Here is a 21,492-nt window from a genome sequence, read left to right on the forward strand (position 1 = left end):
AGCGTCAGAGTTGTATAAGAGACAGCCAAAAGGGGTTGATTCTTCCGTTTGGCCAGTCGTTCGACCTGGGAAAGGATCCACTCTTGAAGCTTCCCAAGCAGCCTTTCCTCGTTCCAAGGGCTTTTCGTGAAAAAGTGACGGAGCGTCGTTCGATGATTCGGATGAAAGCTCCAGTAATGAATATCAGTCAATGTTCCCGAGAATCCCTTGGTGGTCAAGGCATCGACAATATGAATGAGATGCTTGATGACCGGTTTGGAAAGCTGCAGCGTCAACCCCAGCGTGAAGAAAAACTTGTGGATTCCTTGGTGATGTGCTAATCTATTCATGAGACATGAACCTCCTTGTGGATAGTTGGTGGTACATCTATTCTAACCAAGGAATCGGGTTCATGTCTCCTTTTTTGTTTAGTTGTCAATTTATGTCAGTGAATTTGCTCATCTACAGTAAATTAAACATTATTCGTAACCTTGTCATTCGCGTCATATTCATAGTTGACGGAAGTGCCGTTTGCTAACAACAGCTGTTTGAAGCGATCCGATAAATCATTGTTCCACTCCAATTCGCTGTGGTTCCTTCAAAGCTGCTATTTACAGCTGGGGTGTAGGTGGAAGAAACCTGTGATTGGCTGCTTCATTAAAGATACACTGAATTTTACGGCCATTCGGAACAGACAAAGTTCGACATGTTTTTCCATTTTCTTGTAGAAGCTTGCATGAGTAAAAGATTTGTCGTCAAAATGGAGAAAGAATCCTAGTACTTCGGTGAACTTTCATCAAAAAGGGGCTTTTGCGTCAGCCCCTTTTCGCTTGCGTTGATTTTATTTCCCCCACTCCTCCGGATTCTCCCGCCATTTTCGCAATGTCGCCAGATCGTGTTCGCTGACGGCGCCAAGGCGAACGGCCGTTTCGATGAGGGTGTTGTAGTCCGTAAGCGTGTAGGCAGGCAAATTCTCTTCGGCAAACGCCTGTTTCGCTTTTTCGAGCCCGTATGTGAAAATGGCGGCGACGCCCAGCACCTCGCAGCCCGCCTCTTTCAAGGCGCGGACGGCCGCAAGCGAGCTGCCGCCCGTCGAGATCAAGTCTTCGATAACGACCACGCGCTGGCCCGGTTCGGCTTGGCCTTCAATTTGTTTTCCTTTGCCGTGCGCTTTCGCCTGGCTGCGGACGTAGCACATCGGCAGCTCAAGCCGCTCGCTCACCCAGGCGGCGTGCGGGATGCCGGCGGTTGCGGTGCCGGCGATGAGGTCCGCTTTAGGGAAATGGGTGCGGATGAGTTCGGCGAGGCCGTCGGCGATCGTGCGGCGCACGTCGGGGTAAGCGAGCGTCAGGCGGTTGTCGCAATAAATCGGCGATTTCAAGCCCGAAGACCATGTAAACGGCTCGTTCGGCTGCAGGGCGACGGCCCCGATTTGAAGCAGTTTGGCGGCGATGTCGTGTTTCATTCTCTCTCTCCTCCGTTCCATTCGTGTTGCAGGCGGGCATACGCCCCGAGCGGATCGGCGGCGCGGGTGAGGCTGCGGCCGATGACGATGTAGTCAGAACCAAGCGCACGCGCTTTCCTTGGGGTGACGACGCGCACTTGGTCGTGCGCTGCCTCATCGGCAAAGCGGATGCCCGGGGTGACGGCGAGGAACGAGGCGCCGCACCGTTCTTTGATGAGCGGCGCTTCGTTCGCCGAGCAGACGACGCCGTCAAGGCCGCTTTCGTTCGCCAAGGCGGCGTAATGGGCGACTGTTTCCACAAGCGGGCGGGAAATCCACAGCTCCTCATGAAGCATTCGCTCGTCCGTGCTTGTCAGTTGGGTGACGGCGATGCAGCGCGGTCGGGCGGCGCCGCTTGGCGTGCCGGCGTCAAGCCCCTCGATCGCCGCTTCCATCATGCGCCGGCCGCCGGCGGCGTGGACGTTCACCAAATCGACGCCGACACGGGCGAGCCCTTTCATCGCCTGTTTCACCGTATTTGGGATGTCGTGCAGTTTTAAGTCTAAAAAGACGGCATGTCCTTGTTCTTTGAGAAACGCGACGATGGCTGGACCTTCCTGATAGTACAGCTCCATGCCGACTTTGACGAACAGCGGCGTTCCGGCAAACGGCCGCAAAAACCGCTCCACCTCTTGTTTTGATGGGAAATCAAGCGCGACAATGAACGGCGTGTGCACCGGTCTTCCAGCTCCTTCCTATGCATTCGGAAATGTGGCCGATCCCGAGGTCGTCCAACAGCGCCGGCAGGTCGTTGATGATCGTCGGGCAGACGAACGGATCGACGAAGTTGGCTGTGCCGACCGCAACCGCGCTCGCGCCGGCGTAGAAAAACTCGAGCACGTCTTCCGCCGTTTGCACACCGCCCATGCCGATGATCGGAATCGACACCGCTTGGCTCACTTCATAAATCATGCGAATGGCGATTGGCTTGACCGCCGGGCCAGATAAGCCGCCGGTGCCGTTGGCCAAAACGGGCCGGCCTGTTTTCACGTCGATGCGCATGCCAACGAGCGTGTTGATCATCGTCAAGCCATCGGCGCCCGCTTGTTCAATGGCTTTCGCCATCGCGACGATGTCGGTGACGTTCGGAGACAGCTTCACGTAAACCGGCACGGCGGACACTTCTTTGACAAGCCGCGTCAGTTCCGCTGCCACGTCCGGCACGGTGCCGAACGCAATCCCGCCTTTTTTCACGTTTGGGCAGGAAATGTTGAGCTCTAACGCATGGACATTGGGCGCTTTGGAAATCGCTTCGGCTACCTCGACGTACTCTTCCACCGTCGAGCCAGCGATGTTGGCGATGATCGGTACGTCAAACTGTTCAAGCCACGGCAGTTCTTCTTCGAGCACTTTGTCAAGGCCGGGGTTTTGCAGGCCGATGGCGTTTAACATCCCGCCCGGCGTTTCTGCCACCCTTGGTGTCGGGTTGCCAAAGCGCGGCTCTTTTGTCGTCGCCTTGATCATAATGGCGCCTAACACGCTTAAATCGTAAAACCGGGCGTACTCGCGGCCAAATCCAAAACAGCCGGACGCCGGCATGATCGGGTTTTTGAGCGAAAGACCCGGCAGTTCGACCGCAAGCCGGTTCATAGCACCACCTCCCCGGCCCGAAACACCGGGCCGTCGCTGCATACTTTTTTATACGCCGTCTCGCTCCCTGGCACATGGCAGACGCAGGCGAAACACGCCCCGACGCCGCAGCCCATCCGCTCCTCGAGCGACACGTACACCGGCCGGTTCGGAAACCGTTCCGCCAGCGCCCGAAGCATCGGCTTCGGACCGCAGGCGTACAAGACGTCAAACTCAAGCGAACGCGCTTCGATCACATCGGTGACGCGCCCGGCCGTTCCGTGCGAGCCGTCATCGGTCGCGACATGCGTCTCGCCGAACGCGGCAAATTCCTCTTCGTAAAAGACCGCCGCTTTCGTTTGAAACCCGAGCACGCTCACCACTTTGACGCCGCGCTTTGTGAGCTGTTTCGCCAGTTCATAGAGCGGCGGGACGCCGATGCCGCCGCCGACCAGCAGCGCGCGGCCGCCCGCCGGCGCGGCCTCGAGCGGAAAGCCGTTGCCGAGCGGGCCGAGCACATCGACCGCATCGCCCGGCTGTTTTTGCGCCAACAGCGCGGTGCCTTTTCCTTCCTGGCGGTAGATGATCGTGCACTGTCCGCGCTCCCGATCGATATGGCAAAGGCTGAGCGGGCGGCGCAAAAGCGGATCGGCCGTTGCCGCTACCTTCACATGGACGAACTGGCCCGGCTGTTTCATCTGTTGCACGAGGCGACCAGCAAGCGTCAATTCATACGTCCGCTCGGCGATCCGCCGCTGGCTTGCGACCGTCATTCGTTCGCGGCCGATCATGAGCGCACCAGCCCTTCCGTCATCGCTGTCGTTGAAAACGTCATCGATTCGAGCACTTGCAGCATCGCCCGGGCCGTATCGAGCGACGTCAAGCACGGGATGCCGTTTTCGACCGCTTCGCGGCGGATGCGGAAGCCGTCGCTTTCCGGCTGCTTCCCTTTCGTCAGCGTGTTGATGACGACTTGCGCCTTCCCTTGGCGGATGACATCCAAAATGTTCGGTGACGCCGAGTGGATTTTATTGACGACCGTCACCGGAATGCCGGCCGCTTTCAACGTTTCCGCCGTGCCGTTCGTCGCCAACAGCTGGTAGCCGATGTCGGCAAAGCGGCGCGCCAGCTCGACGGCTTCTTCTTTGTCTTTGTCGGCCACCGTCAACAACACCGCCCCATGCGGCTGGATCTGGATGCCGGAGGCGACGAGCCCCTTATAGAGCGCTTTTTCAAACGTCACGTCTTTGCCGATCACTTCGCCGGTCGATTTCATTTCCGGGCCGAGCGAAATGTCGACGTTGCGCAATTTCGCAAACGAGAACACCGGCACTTTCACGTACACGCCGGGGCGCACCGGGCAGACGCCCGTCTCATAACCCATGTCGGCGAGCTTCGCCCCTAAAATGGCTTTCGTGGCGAGATTCGCCATCGGCACGCCGGTGATTTTGCTTAAAAACGGCACCGTGCGGCTTGAGCGCGGGTTCACTTCCAAGACGTAGACGTCGCTGCCTGCGACGACGAACTGGATGTTCAACAGCCCGACAATATGCAGCCCGCGCGCCAGTTTCACCGTATAGTCGGTAATTTTTGCGATGACGTCATCGCTTAACGTTTGCGGCGGATAGACGGCGATCGAGTCGCCGGAATGGACGCCGGCCCGTTCGATATGTTCCATGATCCCCGGAATGACGACCGTCTCGCCGTCGGCGATGGCGTCGACTTCGACTTCCTTGCCAGTGATGTAGCGGTCGACAAGCACTGGGTGCTGCGGATTGACGCGCACGGCATGTTCCATGTAATGAAGCAGCTCTTCGCGGTTGTAGACAATTTCCATCGCCCGGCCGCCGAGCACGTACGATGGGCGGACGAGCACCGGATAGCCGATTTCTTCGGCGATGGCAACCGCTTCTTCGACCGAAACAGCCGTTTTGCCGGCCGGTTTCGGAATGCCAAGCTCTGAGAGCGCCTGTTCAAATTTGTCGCGGTCTTCGGCACGGTCCAAATCTTCAAGCGTCGTCCCAAGCAAGCGGACGCCGCGCGCTTCGAGTTCCGCCGCCAAGTTGATGGCCGTCTGACCGCCGAATTGGACGATGACGCCGACCGGCTGTTCGAGGTCGATGACATGCATCACATCTTCAGCCGTCAACGGTTCGAAATACAGTTTGTCCGATGTGCTGAAATCGGTCGAGACCGTTTCCGGGTTGTTGTTGATGATGATCGCCTCGTAGCCGGCTTGTTTGATCGCAAAGACGCAATGGACGGTCGCGTAGTCAAACTCAATCCCTTGGCCGATGCGGATCGGGCCGGAACCAAGCACGATGACACTCGGTTTTTCCGTCACGATCGATTCATTTTCTTCCTCGTACGTGCTGTAGTAGTACGGCGTTTCCGACGTGAACTCGGCCGCGCACGTATCGACCATTTTGTACACCGGCACGATGCCTTCCTGGCGGCGCAGCGCGTAAACGTCGCGCTCCGTTTTGTTCCATAATGCCGCTATCGCCGCATCGGAGAAGCCGAGCCCCTTCGCTTTTTTTAACACGTCAAGGTCGTCCGGGTGGTTTTTCAAGACCGTTTCCATCTCAATAATGTTTTGAATCTTATGCAGGAAAAAGCGGTCAATTTGGCTCCATTCATGCAGCGTCTCCACTGTCACCCCGCGGCGGAGCGCCTCGGCGATGTAAAAGAGCCGCTCATCGCCCGCCTTGCGGATCCGTTTTTCCATCACGTCGTCGGCGGCCGTTTTCGCCTCGTTCAATTCCAGATGATGCACCCCGATCTCGAGCGAACGAACGGCTTTTAACAGTGATTCTTCGAACGTCCGGCCGATCGCCATCACTTCGCCGGTCGCTTTCATTTGCGTGCCAAGGCGGCGGTTCGCCGATTCAAATTTGTCAAACGGAAAGCGCGGAATTTTCGTCACCACATAGTCGAGCGCCGGCTCGAAGCAGGCGTACGTTTTCCCGGTGACCGGGTTGATCATTTCATCAAGCGTCAACCCGACGGCGATTTTCGCCGCCAGTTTCGCGATCGGATATCCCGTTGCTTTGGACGCCAGCGCCGACGAGCGGCTGACGCGCGGGTTCACTTCAATGACGTAATAGCGGAAGCTGTCCGGGTCAAGCGCCAGCTGGACGTTGCAGCCGCCTTCGATGCCAAGCGCGCGGATGATCTTAAGCGACGCGTTGCGGAGCAGCTGATACTCGCGGTCGCTTAACGTCTGGCTCGGGGCGACGACGATCGAATCACCCGTATGAATGCCGACCGGATCGATGTTTTCCATGTTGCAGACGACGATCGCGTTGTCGTTGGCGTCGCGCATCACTTCGTATTCAATCTCCTTGTAGCCGGCGATGCTCCGCTCGAGCAAGCATTGGTGCACCGGACTCAGCTTCAGGCCGGTTGACACAATCTCGACAAGCTCTTCTTCGTTCGTGCAAATGCCGCCGCCCGTGCCGCCGAGCGTGAACGCGGGGCGGACGATGACCGGATAGCCGATTTGTTCGACAAAGGCGTACGCTTCCTCCAAGCTGTGAATAATCGCGCTTTCCGGCACCGGCTCGCCAAGCTCGTTCATGAGGGCGCGGAACTGTTCGCGGTCTTCCGCTTTTTCGATTGCTTCAAGCTTCGTGCCGAGAATTTCGACGCCGCACTCCTCGAGCACCCCGGCTTTGGCCAGTTCCACCGCCAAGTTAAGGCCCGTTTGGCCGCCAAGCGTCGGCAAAATCGCGTCCGGCCGCTCTTTGCGGATGATGCGGGCGACAAAATCGAGCGTCAGCGGCTCCATATAGACTTTATCGGCGATTTCCGTATCGGTCATGATCGTCGCCGGGTTTGAGTTCACCAAAATGACTTTGTATCCTTCTTCTTTTAGGGCTAAGCACGCTTGCGTCCCTGCGTAGTCGAACTCGGCCGCCTGGCCGATGACGATCGGCCCCGAGCCGATGACTAAAATCGTTTCAATGTCGCGGCGTTTAGGCATGGATGACTTCTCCTTTCTTGTTGAACTGGCGGATGAGCGCCAAAAACTCGTCAAACAGCGGATTGGCATCTTCTGGCCCCGGCGACGCTTCCGGATGATACTGCACCGTAAACGCCGGGAAATCGAGATGGCGCAGCCCTTCGACTGTGCCGTCATTTAAGGCGACGTGCGTCACTTCAAGACGCGTGCCGGCAAGCGATTCATGCGTGACCGTATAACCATGGTTTTGCGACGTGATGGCGACTTTGCCGGTGCGCAAGTCTTTGACCGGATGGTTCGAGCCGCGATGGCCGAATTTCATCTTCTCCGTATTCGCCCCGCATGCCAAGGCGAACAGCTGATGGCCGAGGCAGATGCCAAAGAGCGGCGCTTTGCCCAAGATCCCGCGGATCATCTCGATCGCTTCCGGCACGTCTTTCGGGTCGCCCGGTCCATTGGAAAGCATGACCCCATCCGGATGCCAGCTCAATACGTCTTCCGCCGTCGCATTGTACGGCAACACGATGACATCGCAGTTTCGCTTGTTCAGTTCGCGCAAAATGCCGTGCTTCATCCCAAAGTCGATCAAGACGACACGCTCGCCGCGCCCCGGGCTTGGGTAGGCGCTTTTTGTTGAGACGCGCCGCACTTGGTCGCGCGGCCACTCCATCGCCCGCAGCTTGGCCGCCGCTTCCGCCGGATGGACATCCAGCCCGCAAATCATTCCTTTCAGCGTTCCGTGCTGGCGGATGACCCGTGTCAGTTTGCGCGTGTCAATGCCCGCGAGTCCCGGAATGTCTTTTTCTTTTAAATACTCATCCAGCGTCAGTTCGCCGCGCCAGTTGGACGGCATGAGGCACGCTTCTTTGACGATGAATCCGTGCACGTACGGGCGGATCGCTTCAAAGTCGTCGCGGTTAATACCGTAGTTGCCGATCAATGGATACGTCATCGTCACAATTTGCCCGCAATACGACGGGTCGGTCAAAATTTCTTGATACCCGGTCATGCCGGTGTTAAAGACGACTTCGCCGGTCGTCTCTTTCGTGCTGCCAAACGCTTCGCCGACAAAAAACGAACCGTCTTCCAAAATGAGCTGCCGTTTCATGTCATTCTCTTCCTTTCTTCCATACGAGTGTTCCGCCGACAAACGTCATCACCGGCCAGCCTTGGCATTTCCAGCCGGCAAACGGCGTATTTTTCCCTTTTGAGGCAAACGTCTCGGGATCAATCGCTTCTTCCGTTTCCAAATCGATGACCGCAATGTCCGCCGGCGCCCCGACGGCAAGCCGTCCGGCCTTAAGGCCAAAACATTGCGCCGGCTTGATCGTCAGCCAGTCGACAAGCTGCTTTAATGTAAACACGCCTGTTTTGACGAAATGGGTATATAAGAGCGGAAACGCCGTCTCGAGCCCGACGATGCCAAACGGCGCCGCCTCGATGCCTTTCGCTTTTTCCGCTGCTGTATGCGGCGCATGATCCGTAGCGATAAAATCGATCGTGCCATCGAGCAGGCCCTCAATGAGCGCCTCGCGGTCCGCGCGGCTGCGCAGCGGCGGGTTCATTTTGTAGTTTGCATCCAACCCTGGAATGTCTTCGTCGCACAAGAGCAAATGGTGCGGCGTCACTTCGGCCGTGACGCGGATGCCCGCCCGCTTCGCGTCGCGGACGGCGCGCACCGACTCTTTCGTACTGATATGGCAGACGTGATAATGGCATCCGGCTGCTTCCGCGAGCAGGACGTCGCGGGCGATGTGCACCGCTTCGCAGACGGATGGAATGCCGGCGAGCCCATGCCGGCGGGCGAACTCGCCGTCATGCACCGCTCCGCCGTTTGTCAGCGTGTCGTCCTCGCAATGGGCAACGATCGCCATATCGAGCGCCGCCGCCTGTTTCATCGCTTCAAACATCATCCCGGCCGACTGGACGCCGACGCCGTCATCGGTAAAGGCGAACGCCCCTGCTTCTTTTAGCGCCGCAAAATCGGTCATCTCCTCCCCTTTTTGCCCAATCGTGATCGCCGCGTACGGAAGCACGTTGACGCGCGCCGTTTCGCGGATGCGGGCTTGCAGCCATTCCATCTGTTCTTTCCGGTCCGGCACCGGATTTGTGTTCGGCATGGCGGCAACCGTCGTAAAACCGCCTTTCGCCGCGGCGAGCGTGCCCGTTTCAATCGTTTCTTTCGCCTCGCCGCCTGGTTCGCGCAAATGAACGTGCAAGTCGATCAAGCCGGGAGCGATGAGACGGCCGCCGACGTCGATCACGTCCTCCCCATCCGCTTCGAGCGGCTGTTCATACAGGATCGCCGCAATGGTTCCGTGTTCCATTTTGAGATGTGTCCGCACCAATTTCCCATCTTCATTGAACGACATGCCATTTTTCAGCCATACGTCCATGCTCCATTCTCCCTTCCATTGCCCGTTTTAAGACAGCCATCCGGACGTAGACGCCGTTTTCCATTTGTTTAAAAATGCGCGATGCCTTCGCTTCGACAAGTTCGCTGGCGATTTCGACCCCGCGGTTGACCGGCGCCGGGTGCAAGATGATGGCGCCCGATTTCATCCGCCGCGCCCGCTCAAGCGTCAGCCCGTACCGCGCATGGTACTCTTCTTTTGTCAGCCCCATCGTTTCCGCATGGCGTTCATGTTGGATGCGTAACAGCATCACGACATCGGCGCGGGCGATGGCCTCGTCGACTTCGACATACGTCCCGTACGGATTCGTTTCATCTTTCCACTCCGCTGGTCCGGAAAACAGGACGTTCGCGCCCAATCGTGTCAACACTTCCGCATTGGAGCGGGCGACGCGGCTATGACGGATGTCGCCGATGATCGCCACCGTCAAGCCAGTGAAGGCGCCAAACTCTTGGCGGATCGTCAATAAATCCAAGAGCGACTGGGTCGGATGGTGCCCGCAGCCGTCACCGGCGTTGATGATCGGAATGCCGACCGTATGGCGGAGCGCTTCGAAATACGCATCTTCGTGATGGCGGATGACAACCGCATCGACGCCGATCGCCTCAAGCGTCCGTACGGTATCGTACAGTGTCTCCCCTTTTTGCACGCTCGAGCGTTCCGGGTCAAATGGAATGACATGAAGCCCAAGCTTCCGTTCCGCCATCTCGAAGCTGCATTTCGTGCGCGTGCTCGGTTCGAAAAACAAGTTGGCGACGTACATCGGCGCCGCCGGGCGCCAAGCGCGGCCGCGGCGGAACGCTTCCGCTTCATCAAGCAGCCGGGTGATGTCGGAAAGCGGCAGTTCGCTCAATGTAAAAAGATGGGTCATTGGCCTCTCTCCCTTTCTTTTTTTTGCAAAAAAACACCTTGCCGGCTGGGCAAGGTGTGACGATCGGCGCATGGCAGAACCGGAGAAGGTGCACTCCGGCCCTGGATGCGCCTGTTTTCACACCTTTTTAAGCCTCACGGGACTTAATTAAAAGGTGTTTTGTATTCGATTTAGGCAACATCGCCGCTGTCGTTTTCAGCTTCAAATAAGTTTTCCGCTTCTTGCGGACGCCCCGGCAGCACTAAGTTGAGCAGGACGCCGACAATGGCCGAGAGCGCCATCCCGGTGATTTGGAAGCTGTCGCTGATTTTCAGCACCGCTCCGCCGATGCCGATGACCAAGATGACCGAGGCGATGACTAAATTGCGCGTCTGACCGAAATCGACGCGGCTGTCGATCAACATGCGCAGTCCGGACGAGGCGATGATGCCAAACAGCAAGATCGACACACCGCCCATGACCGGCGTCGGAATCGAGCTGATCAGCGCCGTGATTTTGCCGACGAAGCCGAAAGCGATCGCGATGACCGCCGCGCCGGCCAGCACGTAGACACTGTAGACGCGGGTGATCGCCAGTACACCGATGTTTTCCCCGTACGTCGTTTTCGGCGGACCGCCAAGCAAGGCGGAGATCATCGTCGCCGTTCCGTCCCCTAAAATCGAGCGGTGCAGCCCCGGTTTTTGAATGAGGTCGCGGCCGACGACTTTGCTTAACACAAGCTGGTGGCCGATATGCTCGGACAAGGTGACGATCGCCACCGGCACCATGAGCATGACGATCTCGGCAGTGATGCGCACCGGATAATCGGCAAACGGAATCAAGAAATCCGGCCATTCGAACCATTTCGCCGCCGCCACTTTCGACAAGTCAACCAGTCCGACAGCGAGGGCGTAAACGTAGCCGACAACGATGCCGACAAGCACTGGAATCAAGCTCAACATGCCGCGCGCAAGCACCGAGCAGACGATCGTGGCCGCAAGCGTCACAAGCGCCACCGAGAAATGAAGCAGGCTGTATTTGCCGTCCGGGCCGTTCATCGCCATCCCGACCGCCGTGCCGGCTAAGCCGAGACCGATGACGATGATGACCGGACCGACGACAACCGGCGGCAGCAGCTTCATCACCCATCGGTAGCCGGCTTTTTTAATGATGAGGGCGACAACCCCGTACACCAATCCGGCGAGGAAGCTGCCAATCATCGCCGCTCCCGGGCCGCCAGCCGTTTTCGCCGCGATGATCGGCGCAATGTAGGCGAACGACGAGCCAAGATACGCCGGCACTTGCCATTTCGTAATGAGCAAAAACGCCAATGTTCCAAGCCCGCTTGTCAGCAAGGCGATCGACGGATCTAAGCCGACTAAGTACGGCACTAAAATCGTCGCCCCGAACATGGCGAATAAATGCTGAAGGCTTAAGGTGATCCATTGCCCAACAGTCGGGCGGTCTTGAATGTCCAACACCGGTTTGTTCATCTTTCGTCACTCCTTTGATCAAATGAGCGAGGCTTGCTTTTTAGTGTGCACAAAAAATCCCTCTTTGCCCGCGAAGACGCAAAGAGGGTGCAGAAACAGCCGAAACGATCCCGCCCCTTTTGCAGCCTCACGGGACTGCGCTTAAAAGGGTGCTTCGCTATTTTTCATGAATGGAGACTTGATCGATGCCGTCCACTTCCGAAAGCTCCACGACGATCAGTTCCGAACGAGAGGTCGGCACGTTTTTGCCGACGAAATCAGCGCGGATCGGCAGTTCCCTGTGGCCGCGGTCGACAAGCACGGCGAGCTGGATGCGCGACGGGCGGCCCAAATCCATGACCGCATCCATCGCCGCCCGCACCGTCCGGCCGGTAAACAGCACATCATCGACTAAAATGACATTCCGCTCGCTCACCGGAAACGGCACATTCGTTCCTTTCACAAGCGGTTCATGGTCGTCCGTCTTCACGGTCAAATCGTCGCGGTACAAGGTGATGTCAAGCTCACCGACGGGAACGGACGCCCCTTCAATTTGCTCGATCCGCTCCGCCAAGCGGCGCGCCAAGTAAATGCCGCGCGTTTTAATTCCGACAAGCACGCAGCCGTCAATGCCTTTGTTTCGTTCGATGATTTCGTGGGCGATGCGCGTCAAAGCGCGGCGAATCGCCTGTTCGTCCATCACGACCGCCTTTTGCATTCCGTCCACCTCCTAACAGCGCATACACGCCGCGGCCAGCGTGTTTCCGCAGGCGGCGCGCCAACCAGGCCGTTCCCGCCTGTTTTCATAAAAAACCCCCCGCCTGTGAAGCGGGGGATGGCGCGCTTATCGCCAAACAAGATGGGCATACATCGCCCTTCTTTGTCATTCCGACCCCTTTTCAGCCTCACAGGACTGAACTTAAAGGTTCCTGTTCACCTGTTTTCATTGTAAAGGGGGCGTGTTCGTTTGTCAATCGTTTTTTCGCAGCCAGTCAAGCAGCTCGGCAAACTCCGGCGGCAACGGCGCTTCGAATTCCAAATACTCGCCGCTTCTCGGATGACGGAAGCCGAGCACCCCGGCGTGCAGCGCCTGGCCGTCGATGGCGAGCGTTTTTTTCGGCCCGTATTGCGGGTCGCCAGCGAGCGGGTAGCCGATGTATTTCATATGGACGCGAATTTGGTGCGTCCGCCCCGTTTCCAGCTGGCACTCCACATACGTATAATGGCGAAACCGCTCGAGCACGCGGAAATGGGTGACCGCTTCCTTCCCGTTTTCTTCGGTGACGGCCATTTTCTTTCGATCGCGCTTGTCGCGGCCGATCGGGGCATCGATCGTGCCATAATCGTGCGGAATGACGCCGTGGACGATCGCCTTGTAGCGGCGCGTCACCGTTTTGTTCACCAGCTGCTCGACGAGCGAGCGGTGGGCGGCGTCGTTTTTCGCCACCATCAATAGTCCTGATGTGTCTTTGTCAATGCGATGGACGATGCCGGGGCGAAGCACGCCGTTGATCCCGGACAAGTCGCGGCAATGGGCGAGAAGCGCATTCACAAGCGTGCCGCGCATATGCCCGGGCGCCGGATGGACGACCATGCCACGCGGCTTGTTGACGACAAGGACATCCTCATCCTCATAATAAATGTCAAGCGGAATCGGCTCCGGCTCGACATGAAGCGGCTCCGGCTCAGGAGGCGAAACGGCGACCGAGTCGCCCGCCTCGCATTTGTAGTTCGCTTTCACCGTCTGGCCGTTCACGGTCACAAGCCCGTTTTTGATCCATTGCTGCACTTGCGAACGCGACCATTCGTCATTTAGCGCCGCGATCACTTTATCGATCCGCTCGCCGTCATATTCGTCTTCGATGTGAAACGTGATCGTGTCCATCTACTCATTCCCTTTCTCTGGTGTCGCGAAAAAAAACATATGGACAAACAGCAAGATGACGCCGACGGTCAGCGCCGAGTCGGCGATATTGAACACCGGAAAACTGTACGTGCCGATGTACGCGTGGATGAAATCGACCACTTCCTTGCGAAAGACGCGGTCGAGAAAATTGCCAATCGCCCCGCCGAGCATCAGCCCAAGCCCTACGCCCGCCAGGCGTTCAGAAGGCTTCAGGCGGCGGATGTAGACCACGATCGCCGCCACGACAATCACCGTAATCAAATAAAAGAGCCAAAACTGCCCTTCTAGCATGCCCCATGCCGCGCCGCGGTTGCGGTGCGACGTAATATAGAGCACATTGTCAATGATCGGGATGCTTTCCCCAAGCCGCATATAGCGGACGACAAGCCATTTCGTCCATTGATCGAGGATGACGACCGCCGCCGCAATCCAATAGTATGCCACCGTGCCAAGTCCCCCTGTCCTTCTCATTCATCCTTTTTGCATTGTAGCATAATTCGCCATGGCAAACAAATGAAGCGGCAAGGCCGCCCCAAGGCAGCCTTGCCGCTTTTTGTTACGCGTAATAATGTTCGTTCACAATGTGCGCGCAGCGCGGACAAAGCGTTGGATGCGACGGATCGGCGCCGACTTCTTTCGTCACCGTCCAGCACCGCTCGCACGTCTCGCCTTCCGCCGGGCGGACGATCACCGCTACATGGTTAAGCCGTTCGGCTTCGGCCGGCGCGGCGTCATACGGCTCATCGGCGATCGAAAAGGCGGAAACGATGAGAAGCTGGCGCAAGTCGGCATCAAGCGACGCCAATAGCTTCCGCGCCTCGTCTTTCGGGTAGACGATGACGCTCGCGGTCAGCGATTTGCCGATCACTTTTTCATTGCGGGCGTTCTCGAGCGCTTTGAAAATATCATCGCGCACGTCCATAAACGCATCCCATTTCGCCAGCAGCGCTTCTTCGCTGTCGATCGCGATCGGCTCCGGCATATCGGTGAGCTGGACGCTTTCGACGTTTTCTCTTCGATTCGGGATATGCTCCCACACTTCATCGGCGGTATGCGGCAAAATCGGCGCGATGAGCTTCGCCAACGCGACGACCGTCTCATAGAGCACCGTCTGCACGGCGCGGCGGGCGCGCGAGTCGGCCGCTTCGATGTACAAAATGTCTTTCGCCATATCCAAGTAAAACGCGCTCAGCTCGACGGTGCAGAAATGGTTCATCTCATGGTACACGGCGGCGAAATCGTAGCGGTCATAGGCCTTTTTCACTTTGGCGATCAGCTTGTTCAACTTCGCCAGCATATAGCGGTCGACTTCGCCAAGCTCCCCAATCGGCACGGCGTTTTCGTTCGGGTCAAAATCGAACAAGTTGCCGAGCATAAACCGGAATGTGTTGCGGATTTTCCGGTACACTTCGGACACTTGTTTTAAAATATGATCGGAGATGCGCACGTCCGCTTGGTAGTCAACCGAAGCGACCCAAAGGCGCAAAATGTCGGCGCCAAACTGTTCCATCACTTTCGTCGGCACGACGACGTTGCCGAGCGACTTGCTCATTTTCCGCCCTTCGCCGTCCAAGACAAAGCCGTGGCTCAACACGCCTTTATACGGCGCTTTGCCGGTGACGGCAACGGCGGTGGACAGCGATGAGTTGAACCAGCCGCGGTATTGGTCGGAGCCTTCCAAGTACAAATCAGCCGGACGCACGAGATCGTCGCGTTCGACCAACACGGCTTGGTGCGACGAACCGGAGTCAAACCAGACATCCATAATGTCCGTTTCTTTCGTAAAGATGCCGTTCGGGCTCGACGGATGGGTGAATCCTTCCGGCAGCAAGTCTTTCGCCTCGCGTTCAAACCAGACGTTCGACCCGTATTGGCGGAACAAGTTCGACACATGCTCAATCGTCTCATCGGTGATGATCGGTTCACCGTTTTCGCCGTAAAAGACCGGAATCGGCACCCCCCAGGCGCGTTGGCGGGAAATGCACCAGTCGCCGCGGTCGCGCACCATGTTGTGGATGCGGATTTCCCCCCACTCCGGAATCCATTTCGTTTCCTTAATCGCTTGAAGCAGCTCGTTGCGGATTTTATCGATCGATGCAAACCATTGCGTTGTCGCCCGGAAAATCGTCGGCTGCTTTGTCCGCCAGTCGTGCGGATACGAGTGGGTGATAAACCCAAGCTTCAACAAAGCGCCGACTTCCTCAAGCTTCTGTGTAATCGCCTTGTTGGCGTCTTCGTAAAACATCCCGGCAAATCCCGGCGCTTCCTCGGTCATGTAGCCGCGCTCATCAACCGGGCAAAGGACCGGAAGCCCATATTTTTGCCCAACGAGAAAGTCGTCTTCCCCGTGGCCCGGCGCCGTATGGACGCAGCCGGTGCCGGCGTCGGTCGTGACGTGTTCGCCGCAGACGACAAGCGAGTCGCGCTCATAAAACGGATGTCTCGCCACGACGTATTCAAGCTCGTTTCCTTTGACCGTTTTGACGACCGACCATGCGTCCCAACCGATTTCTTTCGCCACCGATTCCGCCAAGGCGGCAGCGACGACATACCGTTTTCCGCCGACATCGACAACATGGTAATCCAAATCCGGATGAACCGCGATCGCTAAGTTCGCCGGAATCGTCCACGGCGTCGTCGTCCAAATGACGATTCGCTCATCGCCCTCAAGCACGCCTTTGCCGTCTTTCACCGGGAAGGCGACATAAATCGACGGCGAACGCTTGTCTTTATATTCGATTTCCGCTTCGGCGAGCGCCGATTCGCTTGACGGGGACCAATAGACCGGCTTCAACCCTTTGTAGATGAGCCCTTTTTTCGCCATTTCGCCGAACACTTTAATTTGCTGGGCTTCGTACTCCGGTTTGAGCGTAATGTACGGGTTGTCCCAGTCGCCGCGCACACCGAGCCGCTTGAACTGCCGGCGCTGGTTGTCGATTTGTTCATACGCGTATTGCTCGCACAACTTGCGAAACTCGGCGACGCTCATCGATTTGCGGTCGACGCCTTGCTTCGCGAGCGCCGTTTCGATCGGCAGTCCGTGCGTATCCCAGCCCGGCACGTACGGCGCGCAATAGCCGCTCATCGATTTGTAGCGGACGATGATATCTTTTAAAATTTTATTCAGCGCATGGCCCATATGAATGTCGCCGTTGGCATACGGCGGGCCGTCATGCAGGACAAACAGCGGCCGTCCTTTCGTCCGCTCCTGCACTTTCCGGTAAATGTCCATCTCTTCCCATTTTTTTTGCATTTCCGGCTCCCGCTTCGGCAAGTTGCCGCGCATCGGGAACTCGGTTTGCGGCATAAGCAGCGTCTCTTTGTAATCCATCCTTGCTCCTCCTTCGAACGATAGATTCCAAATAAAAAACCGTTCTCCCCCGGCAAGGGACGAGAACGGTCTCGCGGTACCACCCTTCTTGGCCATGCAAACGACGCACAGCCCACTTTTCATTCGTAACGGGAATGACGCGCCATGGCCTACTGGATGTTCGGCATGGAACTCCAGGGTGATGTTCACTCTTGCGCCGATGCCAGGCTTCCACCATCCCCGGCTCGCTGCGACCGGTCGTTCAAGAGCTACTATCCCTTTCATCGTCGATGACTATTTCACTATTCATCCTGAAAAAAGCCAACCGCCTCCCACGGCGGCTGGTGCAGTGATTTTTGCCAATGATTATACCCGACATGGCCTCGGTTCGTCAAGGCTGAGACAACGGCTCTTTCGCCTCTTCTTCGAGATCAGGCATCTCGTATTCCATCAACTCGTCCCAGTCACGGCTGTTGATCATATCGAGCTGCGCCTCAACGAGCATGCGGAAGCGAGCGCGGAACACTTTCGACTGCCGCTTGAGTTCTTCGATTTCCAGCGCGATTTTCCGCGATTTGGCCAGCGCGTCGCCGATGATGCGCTCCGCGTTTTTCTCCGCTTCTTTAATGATCAGCTTCGCCTCTTTTTGTGCGTTGCGCTTCACTTCTTCCGCTGCTTCCTGAGCCACAAGAATCGACTTATTTAACGTTTCTTCAATGTTGGAAAAGTAATTCAATTTTTCCGTCAGTTCGGCCACTTTTTCTTCCAGCTGCTTTTTTTCACGGATGAGCATTTCGTAATCTTTAATAATTTGATCCAAAAACTCATTCACTTCATCTTCGTCATACCCGCGAAATCCGCGGCTGAATTCCTTATTGTGAATATCCAATGGCGTCAACGGCACAATGGCCACCTCCGTCTCCATCATTCCTTTTCTTCCTTCATTCGACACGATCAGCCCATTTCCTGCTGCGATTCGATTATTTTTGACGGCCCAGCCGGATGCGCCAGCGTTCTTTTTTCGTCATCCCCTCGACGGAAAACAGCTTGCAGCGACCAAACCCGCGCGCCGACAGGACATCGCCCGGCCCGCATACAAAATCGGGCTTGTCCACCACCTTCCAGTTCACTTTGACGAGCCCGCTTTCAATGAGCGTCTTCGCTTTCTCGCGCGCGAGGCGGAACGCCTGGGCAAGCACCGCATCGAGCCTTAGAGAAGACACCGTGACCGTTCCTTCCTCCCACGTTTCGGCAAGCGGCATGGCAGCTGACAGCGGCAACAGCTCAAGCGAAACCGGCGCTTTGCCGATCGTCCCGACATGGAGGCGAATGTAATCGGCCACCTCGGCGGCGGCAAAAAATTGGATCTCTCCTCCTTGGACGAGAATGTCGCCGAACTTGCCCCGCCGCAAGCCGAGCGACATGAGCGCTCCTAAGACGTCGCGGTGTTCAAGGGAAACGAATTTGCCTGGATAGCGGACAGCGAACAAGGCGATGTCATAATCCTCCTCATTCGGTTCGAAATACGGCGGATACAAAAGCGCCCGCTTCCGCTCGACAAACAAAGCGCCGCCGAAAAAGGACACGCGCACGTCTCCGTCGCTGCCGACGATGCTTTGCACGATTTGCTGCTCACGCGGATCAAGAAAATCGGTCAGCTTCGGAGCGTACTGACGTTCTACCATTTCCTTCCATTCTATTACATGATCGATGAATTGATGTTCCTCTTTGCGGAAGTGCTGATACAGCTCCATTCCCATTCACCTTGCCTCATAAAGAAAGGAACCCGGAACGGATTCCTCCCGCTATTCCGCCCGCCTGCGCCTGGGCCAAACGACGCGCGTTCCGTCCGGCTGCTAAAACTGCGCTTCGAGGATGTCAAACAACGCATACAGCCCTCTTGTCGCAAATTCAAGGACAATAAAGGCGATGATCGGAGAGATGTCAATGATGCCAAGCGGCGGAATGACGCGCCGAAACGGTTCCAAATACGGCTCGCAAATGGCGGCAAGCATTTGTCCGAACCGCGTTTCGCGCGCATTCGGAAACCAAGACATCAAAATGTAAATGATCAAAGCGTACGAATATACTTGAATCAAGGTCGTTAAAAACGTAAGCACATAATCCAACGACTACCACCTCTTTATCGGTCTGTCATCCTCGCCGTCAAGCGAAATCGCGCCGCTGACGTCGACGTTGTCCGGGGTGCACAAAAAGATTTTCGTGCCAACTTGCTGAATGTCGCCGCCAATGGCGTACACCGTGCCGCTTAAAAAGTCGACGATCCGCTTCGCCTGCTCATGCTGGATGCGCTGCAAATTGACGATGACCGCCCGCCGGCTTTTTAAATGATCGGCGATTTCCTGCGCCTCCGCATACACCCGCGGCTCAGCGAGCACGACTTTCGCCGATTTTTGCACGCTTTGCAAGCTGACGACGTTCGCCTTGTTTGCCGCCTTCAGCAGCGGCGCCTCCTCTTCCGGCTGCGGCGCTTCGTATTCTTCTTCATAGTCTTCGTAATCTTCTTCTAAAAAATAATCGCGAAATTTTTTCATCAACCCCATCAAGTTCACCTCCTACAATGATCCGACAAGCGCGCTGCCGATGCGCACAAACGTCGCCCCTTCCTCAATGGCGATCTCGTAATCGTTCGACATGCCCATCGACAGCTCCGTGCACGGCGCATGCGGCCAGCGGAGCGCCTGAACGCGCTCTTTCAAGACCCGCAATTGCCGGAAGCAGGCGCGCAATACCGCCTCGTCATCCGTATGCGGGGCCATCGTCATCAATCCGACGACCTCAAGGTGCGAAAACGAACGGAGCTGATCGATGAACGGGACGGTCTCGTCAGGAGAGAGGCCGTGCTTCGTCGCTTCTCCCGATACATTCACTTGCACAAAACATTTCACCGGCCGCACCGCCCGCTTTTCAATTTCTTTCGCCAGCGACAGGCGATCAAGCGAATGGATGTAATCGACTTTATCGATAATGTCCTTCACCTTGCGCGACTGAAGCGTCCCGATAAAATGCCACACCGCCCGGTCCCCGATCCGTTCATACTTTTCAAGCAGCTGGCCGGCGCGGTTTTCGCCGAGGTCGGCAATGCCGGCGTCAAGCACATGAAGCGCCCTTTCGGCATCAATATATTTCGTGACAGCAACGATGCGTACGTCGGCCGGATTGCGGCCGACGCGGGCGCAAGCCGCCTCGATGCGCTGGCGAACGGCTGCCAAGTTGTCGCGTACGGTCATGCTGTTTCCTCCCTTCGGCCGATAAACGCCAACATCCGCCCTGTCGTCCCACGGTCGCGGCGGTGGGAAAAAAACAACGTCTCCTCACAGCTTGTACAGCGTTCCGACACATAAATATGGCAGTCTGGAATCCCGGCGGCCGCAAGCTGCAGCCGGTTGGCCTCTTTTAAATCAAGCGCATACTGCCCTTGGCTTGTTTCGCGCCACGGCAACGGGCCGCCCGCAGGAAGAGTCGGACGCAGGCCATCGATCACCCGGTCATCAACCGTGTAACAGCATGGGCCAATGGCCGGTCCAATCGCGGCATAGATGTCGGACGGGGCAATGTGTTCACGCTCCTGCCAAAGCCGCACCATGTTTTGGACAATGCCGCCCGCCGTCCCCCGCCAGCCGGCGTGGGCAAGGCCGACTAGGCCCGCCGATGGCGCGATAAAATAGACAGGCACACAATCGGCAAAACAAAGTGCGAGCAATACCCCCGCCTTATCCGTATACAGCCCGTCAGCCCCCCGGACCGCTGCAGCGAAGTCGTGCGCCCCGCTCCCCCGATCGCCTTTCGTCACTTTCCGAATCACGGCGCCGTGCACTTGCTCACAACACACCCAATGATCGAGCGGAACAGAAAGCCATTCAGCCAGACGGCGGCGGTTGTTGACGACATGCATGCGATCGTCGCCGACATGCAGCCCCATATTCAGCGAGGCGAACGGCCCTTCGCTTTCTCCGCCTTGTTTCGTTGTCAACCCGGCGACTGCTCCGGCAAACGGGGGCGCCCCGCAGCGGAGCCATCCTTGAGCTTCTTGTTGAAAAATGTCCGGCATTCGCGTCAACCTCACGCTGTTTTTGTAGGTTTTTATCACTTTTTTTCCTATTTTATCATAGTTTGTTTGTTTGTGATAACCTTTATTTGCGATTTTGTCGAAACATTGGTGCAATCCCGCCACTCAATATGCCGCTCATTGCGCGGGCCGCTCAGTCGGCATCATGCAGGCGGACTAAAATGACATCCGCTCCGATTTTGACGATGTTTTGCCACGGAATGACGACCGCTTCTTCACGCCCGAACAACCCGAGCATCTTTCCGGAGCCTAAAATAATGAGCGAACGGATTTTGCCTGTATCTAAATCGATGTCAATATCCCCGATGTTGCCAAGCTTCTTCCCGTTGGCCACATTGACGACATCTTTCGTTTGAAACTCAGAAATTCTCATCACGGTTCAGTCCCCCGCCTTTCCTCTCCTCTTTTTCATCTATATGCACCGCCCAACCGGT

At 57.0% G+C, this 21,492-nt stretch carries 20 protein-coding genes, 1 pseudogene and 1 other annotated feature; all 21 genes and pseudogenes read right to left on the minus strand.

The features are described from left to right. Positions 1–329, minus strand: a pseudogene (locus AP057_RS04575) (IS701 family transposase); the annotation flags it as partial. Positions 330–820: 491 nt separating this feature from the next. Next, on the minus strand, positions 821–1,444 hold the full coding sequence (gene pyrE, locus AP057_RS04580; protein WP_033016098.1) for an orotate phosphoribosyltransferase: 624 nt from the start codon (positions 1,442–1,444) through the stop codon (positions 821–823). Further along, on the minus strand, positions 1,441–2,160 hold the full coding sequence (pyrF, locus tag AP057_RS04585; protein ID WP_055358165.1) for an orotidine-5'-phosphate decarboxylase: 720 nt from the start codon (positions 2,158–2,160) through the stop codon (positions 1,441–1,443). Before pyrF ends, pyrE begins: the two co-directional genes overlap by 4 nt. Then, positions 2,132–3,073: a dihydroorotate dehydrogenase gene (locus AP057_RS04590; protein ID WP_033016100.1), complete on the minus strand. Its 942-nt coding sequence runs from the start codon at positions 3,071–3,073 to the stop codon at positions 2,132–2,134. The genes pyrF and AP057_RS04590 overlap by 29 nt, the downstream gene beginning before the upstream one ends. Beyond that, positions 3,070–3,843 (minus strand): dihydroorotate dehydrogenase electron transfer subunit, encoded by a 774-nt coding sequence (locus tag AP057_RS04595; protein ID WP_049624358.1) that lies wholly within the window; start codon positions 3,841–3,843, stop codon positions 3,070–3,072. Before AP057_RS04595 ends, AP057_RS04590 begins: the two co-directional genes overlap by 4 nt. Then, positions 3,840–7,037, minus strand: coding sequence for a carbamoyl-phosphate synthase large subunit (gene carB, locus AP057_RS04600; RefSeq protein ID WP_055358166.1), 3,198 nt, complete (start codon positions 7,035–7,037; stop codon positions 3,840–3,842). The genes AP057_RS04595 and carB overlap by 4 nt, the downstream gene beginning before the upstream one ends. Next, positions 7,030–8,124 (minus strand): carbamoyl phosphate synthase small subunit, encoded by a 1,095-nt coding sequence (locus AP057_RS04605; protein WP_055358167.1) that lies wholly within the window; start codon positions 8,122–8,124, stop codon positions 7,030–7,032. The genes carB and AP057_RS04605 overlap by 8 nt, the downstream gene beginning before the upstream one ends. Position 8,125: 1 nt before the next feature. Continuing rightward, positions 8,126–9,412, minus strand: coding sequence for a dihydroorotase (locus tag AP057_RS04610; RefSeq protein ID WP_055358168.1), 1,287 nt, complete (start codon positions 9,410–9,412; stop codon positions 8,126–8,128). Then, on the minus strand, positions 9,375–10,301 hold the full coding sequence (locus AP057_RS04615) for an aspartate carbamoyltransferase catalytic subunit (RefSeq protein WP_055358169.1): 927 nt from the start codon (positions 10,299–10,301) through the stop codon (positions 9,375–9,377). Before AP057_RS04615 ends, AP057_RS04610 begins: the two co-directional genes overlap by 38 nt. 170 nt (positions 10,302–10,471) lie before the next feature. Next, the gene (locus AP057_RS04620) at positions 10,472–11,773 is read right to left on the minus strand and encodes a solute carrier family 23 protein (protein ID WP_055358170.1); all 1,302 of its coding nucleotides are present in this window, start codon (positions 11,771–11,773) and stop codon (positions 10,472–10,474) included. 157 nt (positions 11,774–11,930) lie between these two features. Further along, a complete protein-coding gene (gene pyrR, locus AP057_RS04625; RefSeq protein WP_055358171.1) occupies positions 11,931–12,470 on the minus strand; it encodes a bifunctional pyr operon transcriptional regulator/uracil phosphoribosyltransferase PyrR in 540 nt (179 codons plus the stop codon). A gap of 252 nt (positions 12,471–12,722) precedes the next feature. Next, a complete protein-coding gene (locus tag AP057_RS04630; RefSeq protein WP_055358172.1) occupies positions 12,723–13,637 on the minus strand; it encodes an RluA family pseudouridine synthase in 915 nt (304 codons plus the stop codon). Further along, positions 13,638–14,129, minus strand: a complete 492-nt coding sequence (gene lspA / locus AP057_RS04635; protein WP_081106623.1) for a signal peptidase II — start codon at positions 14,127–14,129, stop codon at positions 13,638–13,640. Positions 14,130–14,214: 85 nt separating this feature from the next. Further along, positions 14,215–16,989 carry an isoleucine--tRNA ligase gene (ileS, locus tag AP057_RS04640; RefSeq protein ID WP_055358174.1) on the minus strand — a complete coding sequence of 925 codons (2,775 nt, stop codon included), beginning with the start codon at positions 16,987–16,989 and terminating at the stop codon, positions 14,215–14,217. 52 nt (positions 16,990–17,041) lie between these two features. Beyond that, positions 17,042–17,262: a binding site (T-box leader), on the minus strand. Positions 17,263–17,359: 97 nt separating this feature from the next. Next, positions 17,360–17,872 carry a DivIVA domain-containing protein gene (locus AP057_RS04645; protein ID WP_145956599.1) on the minus strand — a complete coding sequence of 171 codons (513 nt, stop codon included), beginning with the start codon at positions 17,870–17,872 and terminating at the stop codon, positions 17,360–17,362. Positions 17,873–17,948: 76 nt separating this feature from the next. Continuing rightward, on the minus strand, positions 17,949–18,722 hold the full coding sequence (locus AP057_RS04650; protein ID WP_044742646.1) for an RNA-binding protein: 774 nt from the start codon (positions 18,720–18,722) through the stop codon (positions 17,949–17,951). Between the two features lie 102 nt (positions 18,723–18,824). Next, entirely contained in the window at positions 18,825–19,097 is a 273-nt protein-coding gene (locus AP057_RS04655) for a YggT family protein (RefSeq protein WP_033011295.1), read from the minus strand. Positions 19,098–19,100: 3 nt separating this feature from the next. Then, positions 19,101–19,532, minus strand: a complete 432-nt coding sequence (locus AP057_RS04660; RefSeq protein WP_033011296.1) for a cell division protein SepF — start codon at positions 19,530–19,532, stop codon at positions 19,101–19,103. A gap of 12 nt (positions 19,533–19,544) precedes the next feature. After that, positions 19,545–20,219 carry a YggS family pyridoxal phosphate-dependent enzyme gene (locus AP057_RS04665; RefSeq protein WP_033011299.1) on the minus strand — a complete coding sequence of 225 codons (675 nt, stop codon included), beginning with the start codon at positions 20,217–20,219 and terminating at the stop codon, positions 19,545–19,547. After that, on the minus strand, positions 20,216–21,040 hold the full coding sequence (gene pgeF / locus AP057_RS04670) for a peptidoglycan editing factor PgeF (RefSeq protein WP_033016140.1): 825 nt from the start codon (positions 21,038–21,040) through the stop codon (positions 20,216–20,218). The genes AP057_RS04665 and pgeF overlap by 4 nt, the downstream gene beginning before the upstream one ends. A 151-nt stretch (positions 21,041–21,191) precedes the next feature. Further along, positions 21,192–21,434, minus strand: a complete 243-nt coding sequence (locus tag AP057_RS04675; protein ID WP_033011301.1) for a YlmC/YmxH family sporulation protein — start codon at positions 21,432–21,434, stop codon at positions 21,192–21,194. Between the last annotated feature and the right edge of the window lie 58 nt (positions 21,435–21,492).

This window comes from Geobacillus sp. Sah69, assembly GCF_001414205.1.
Taxonomy (GTDB): domain Bacteria; phylum Bacillota; class Bacilli; order Bacillales; family Anoxybacillaceae; genus Geobacillus; species Geobacillus stearothermophilus.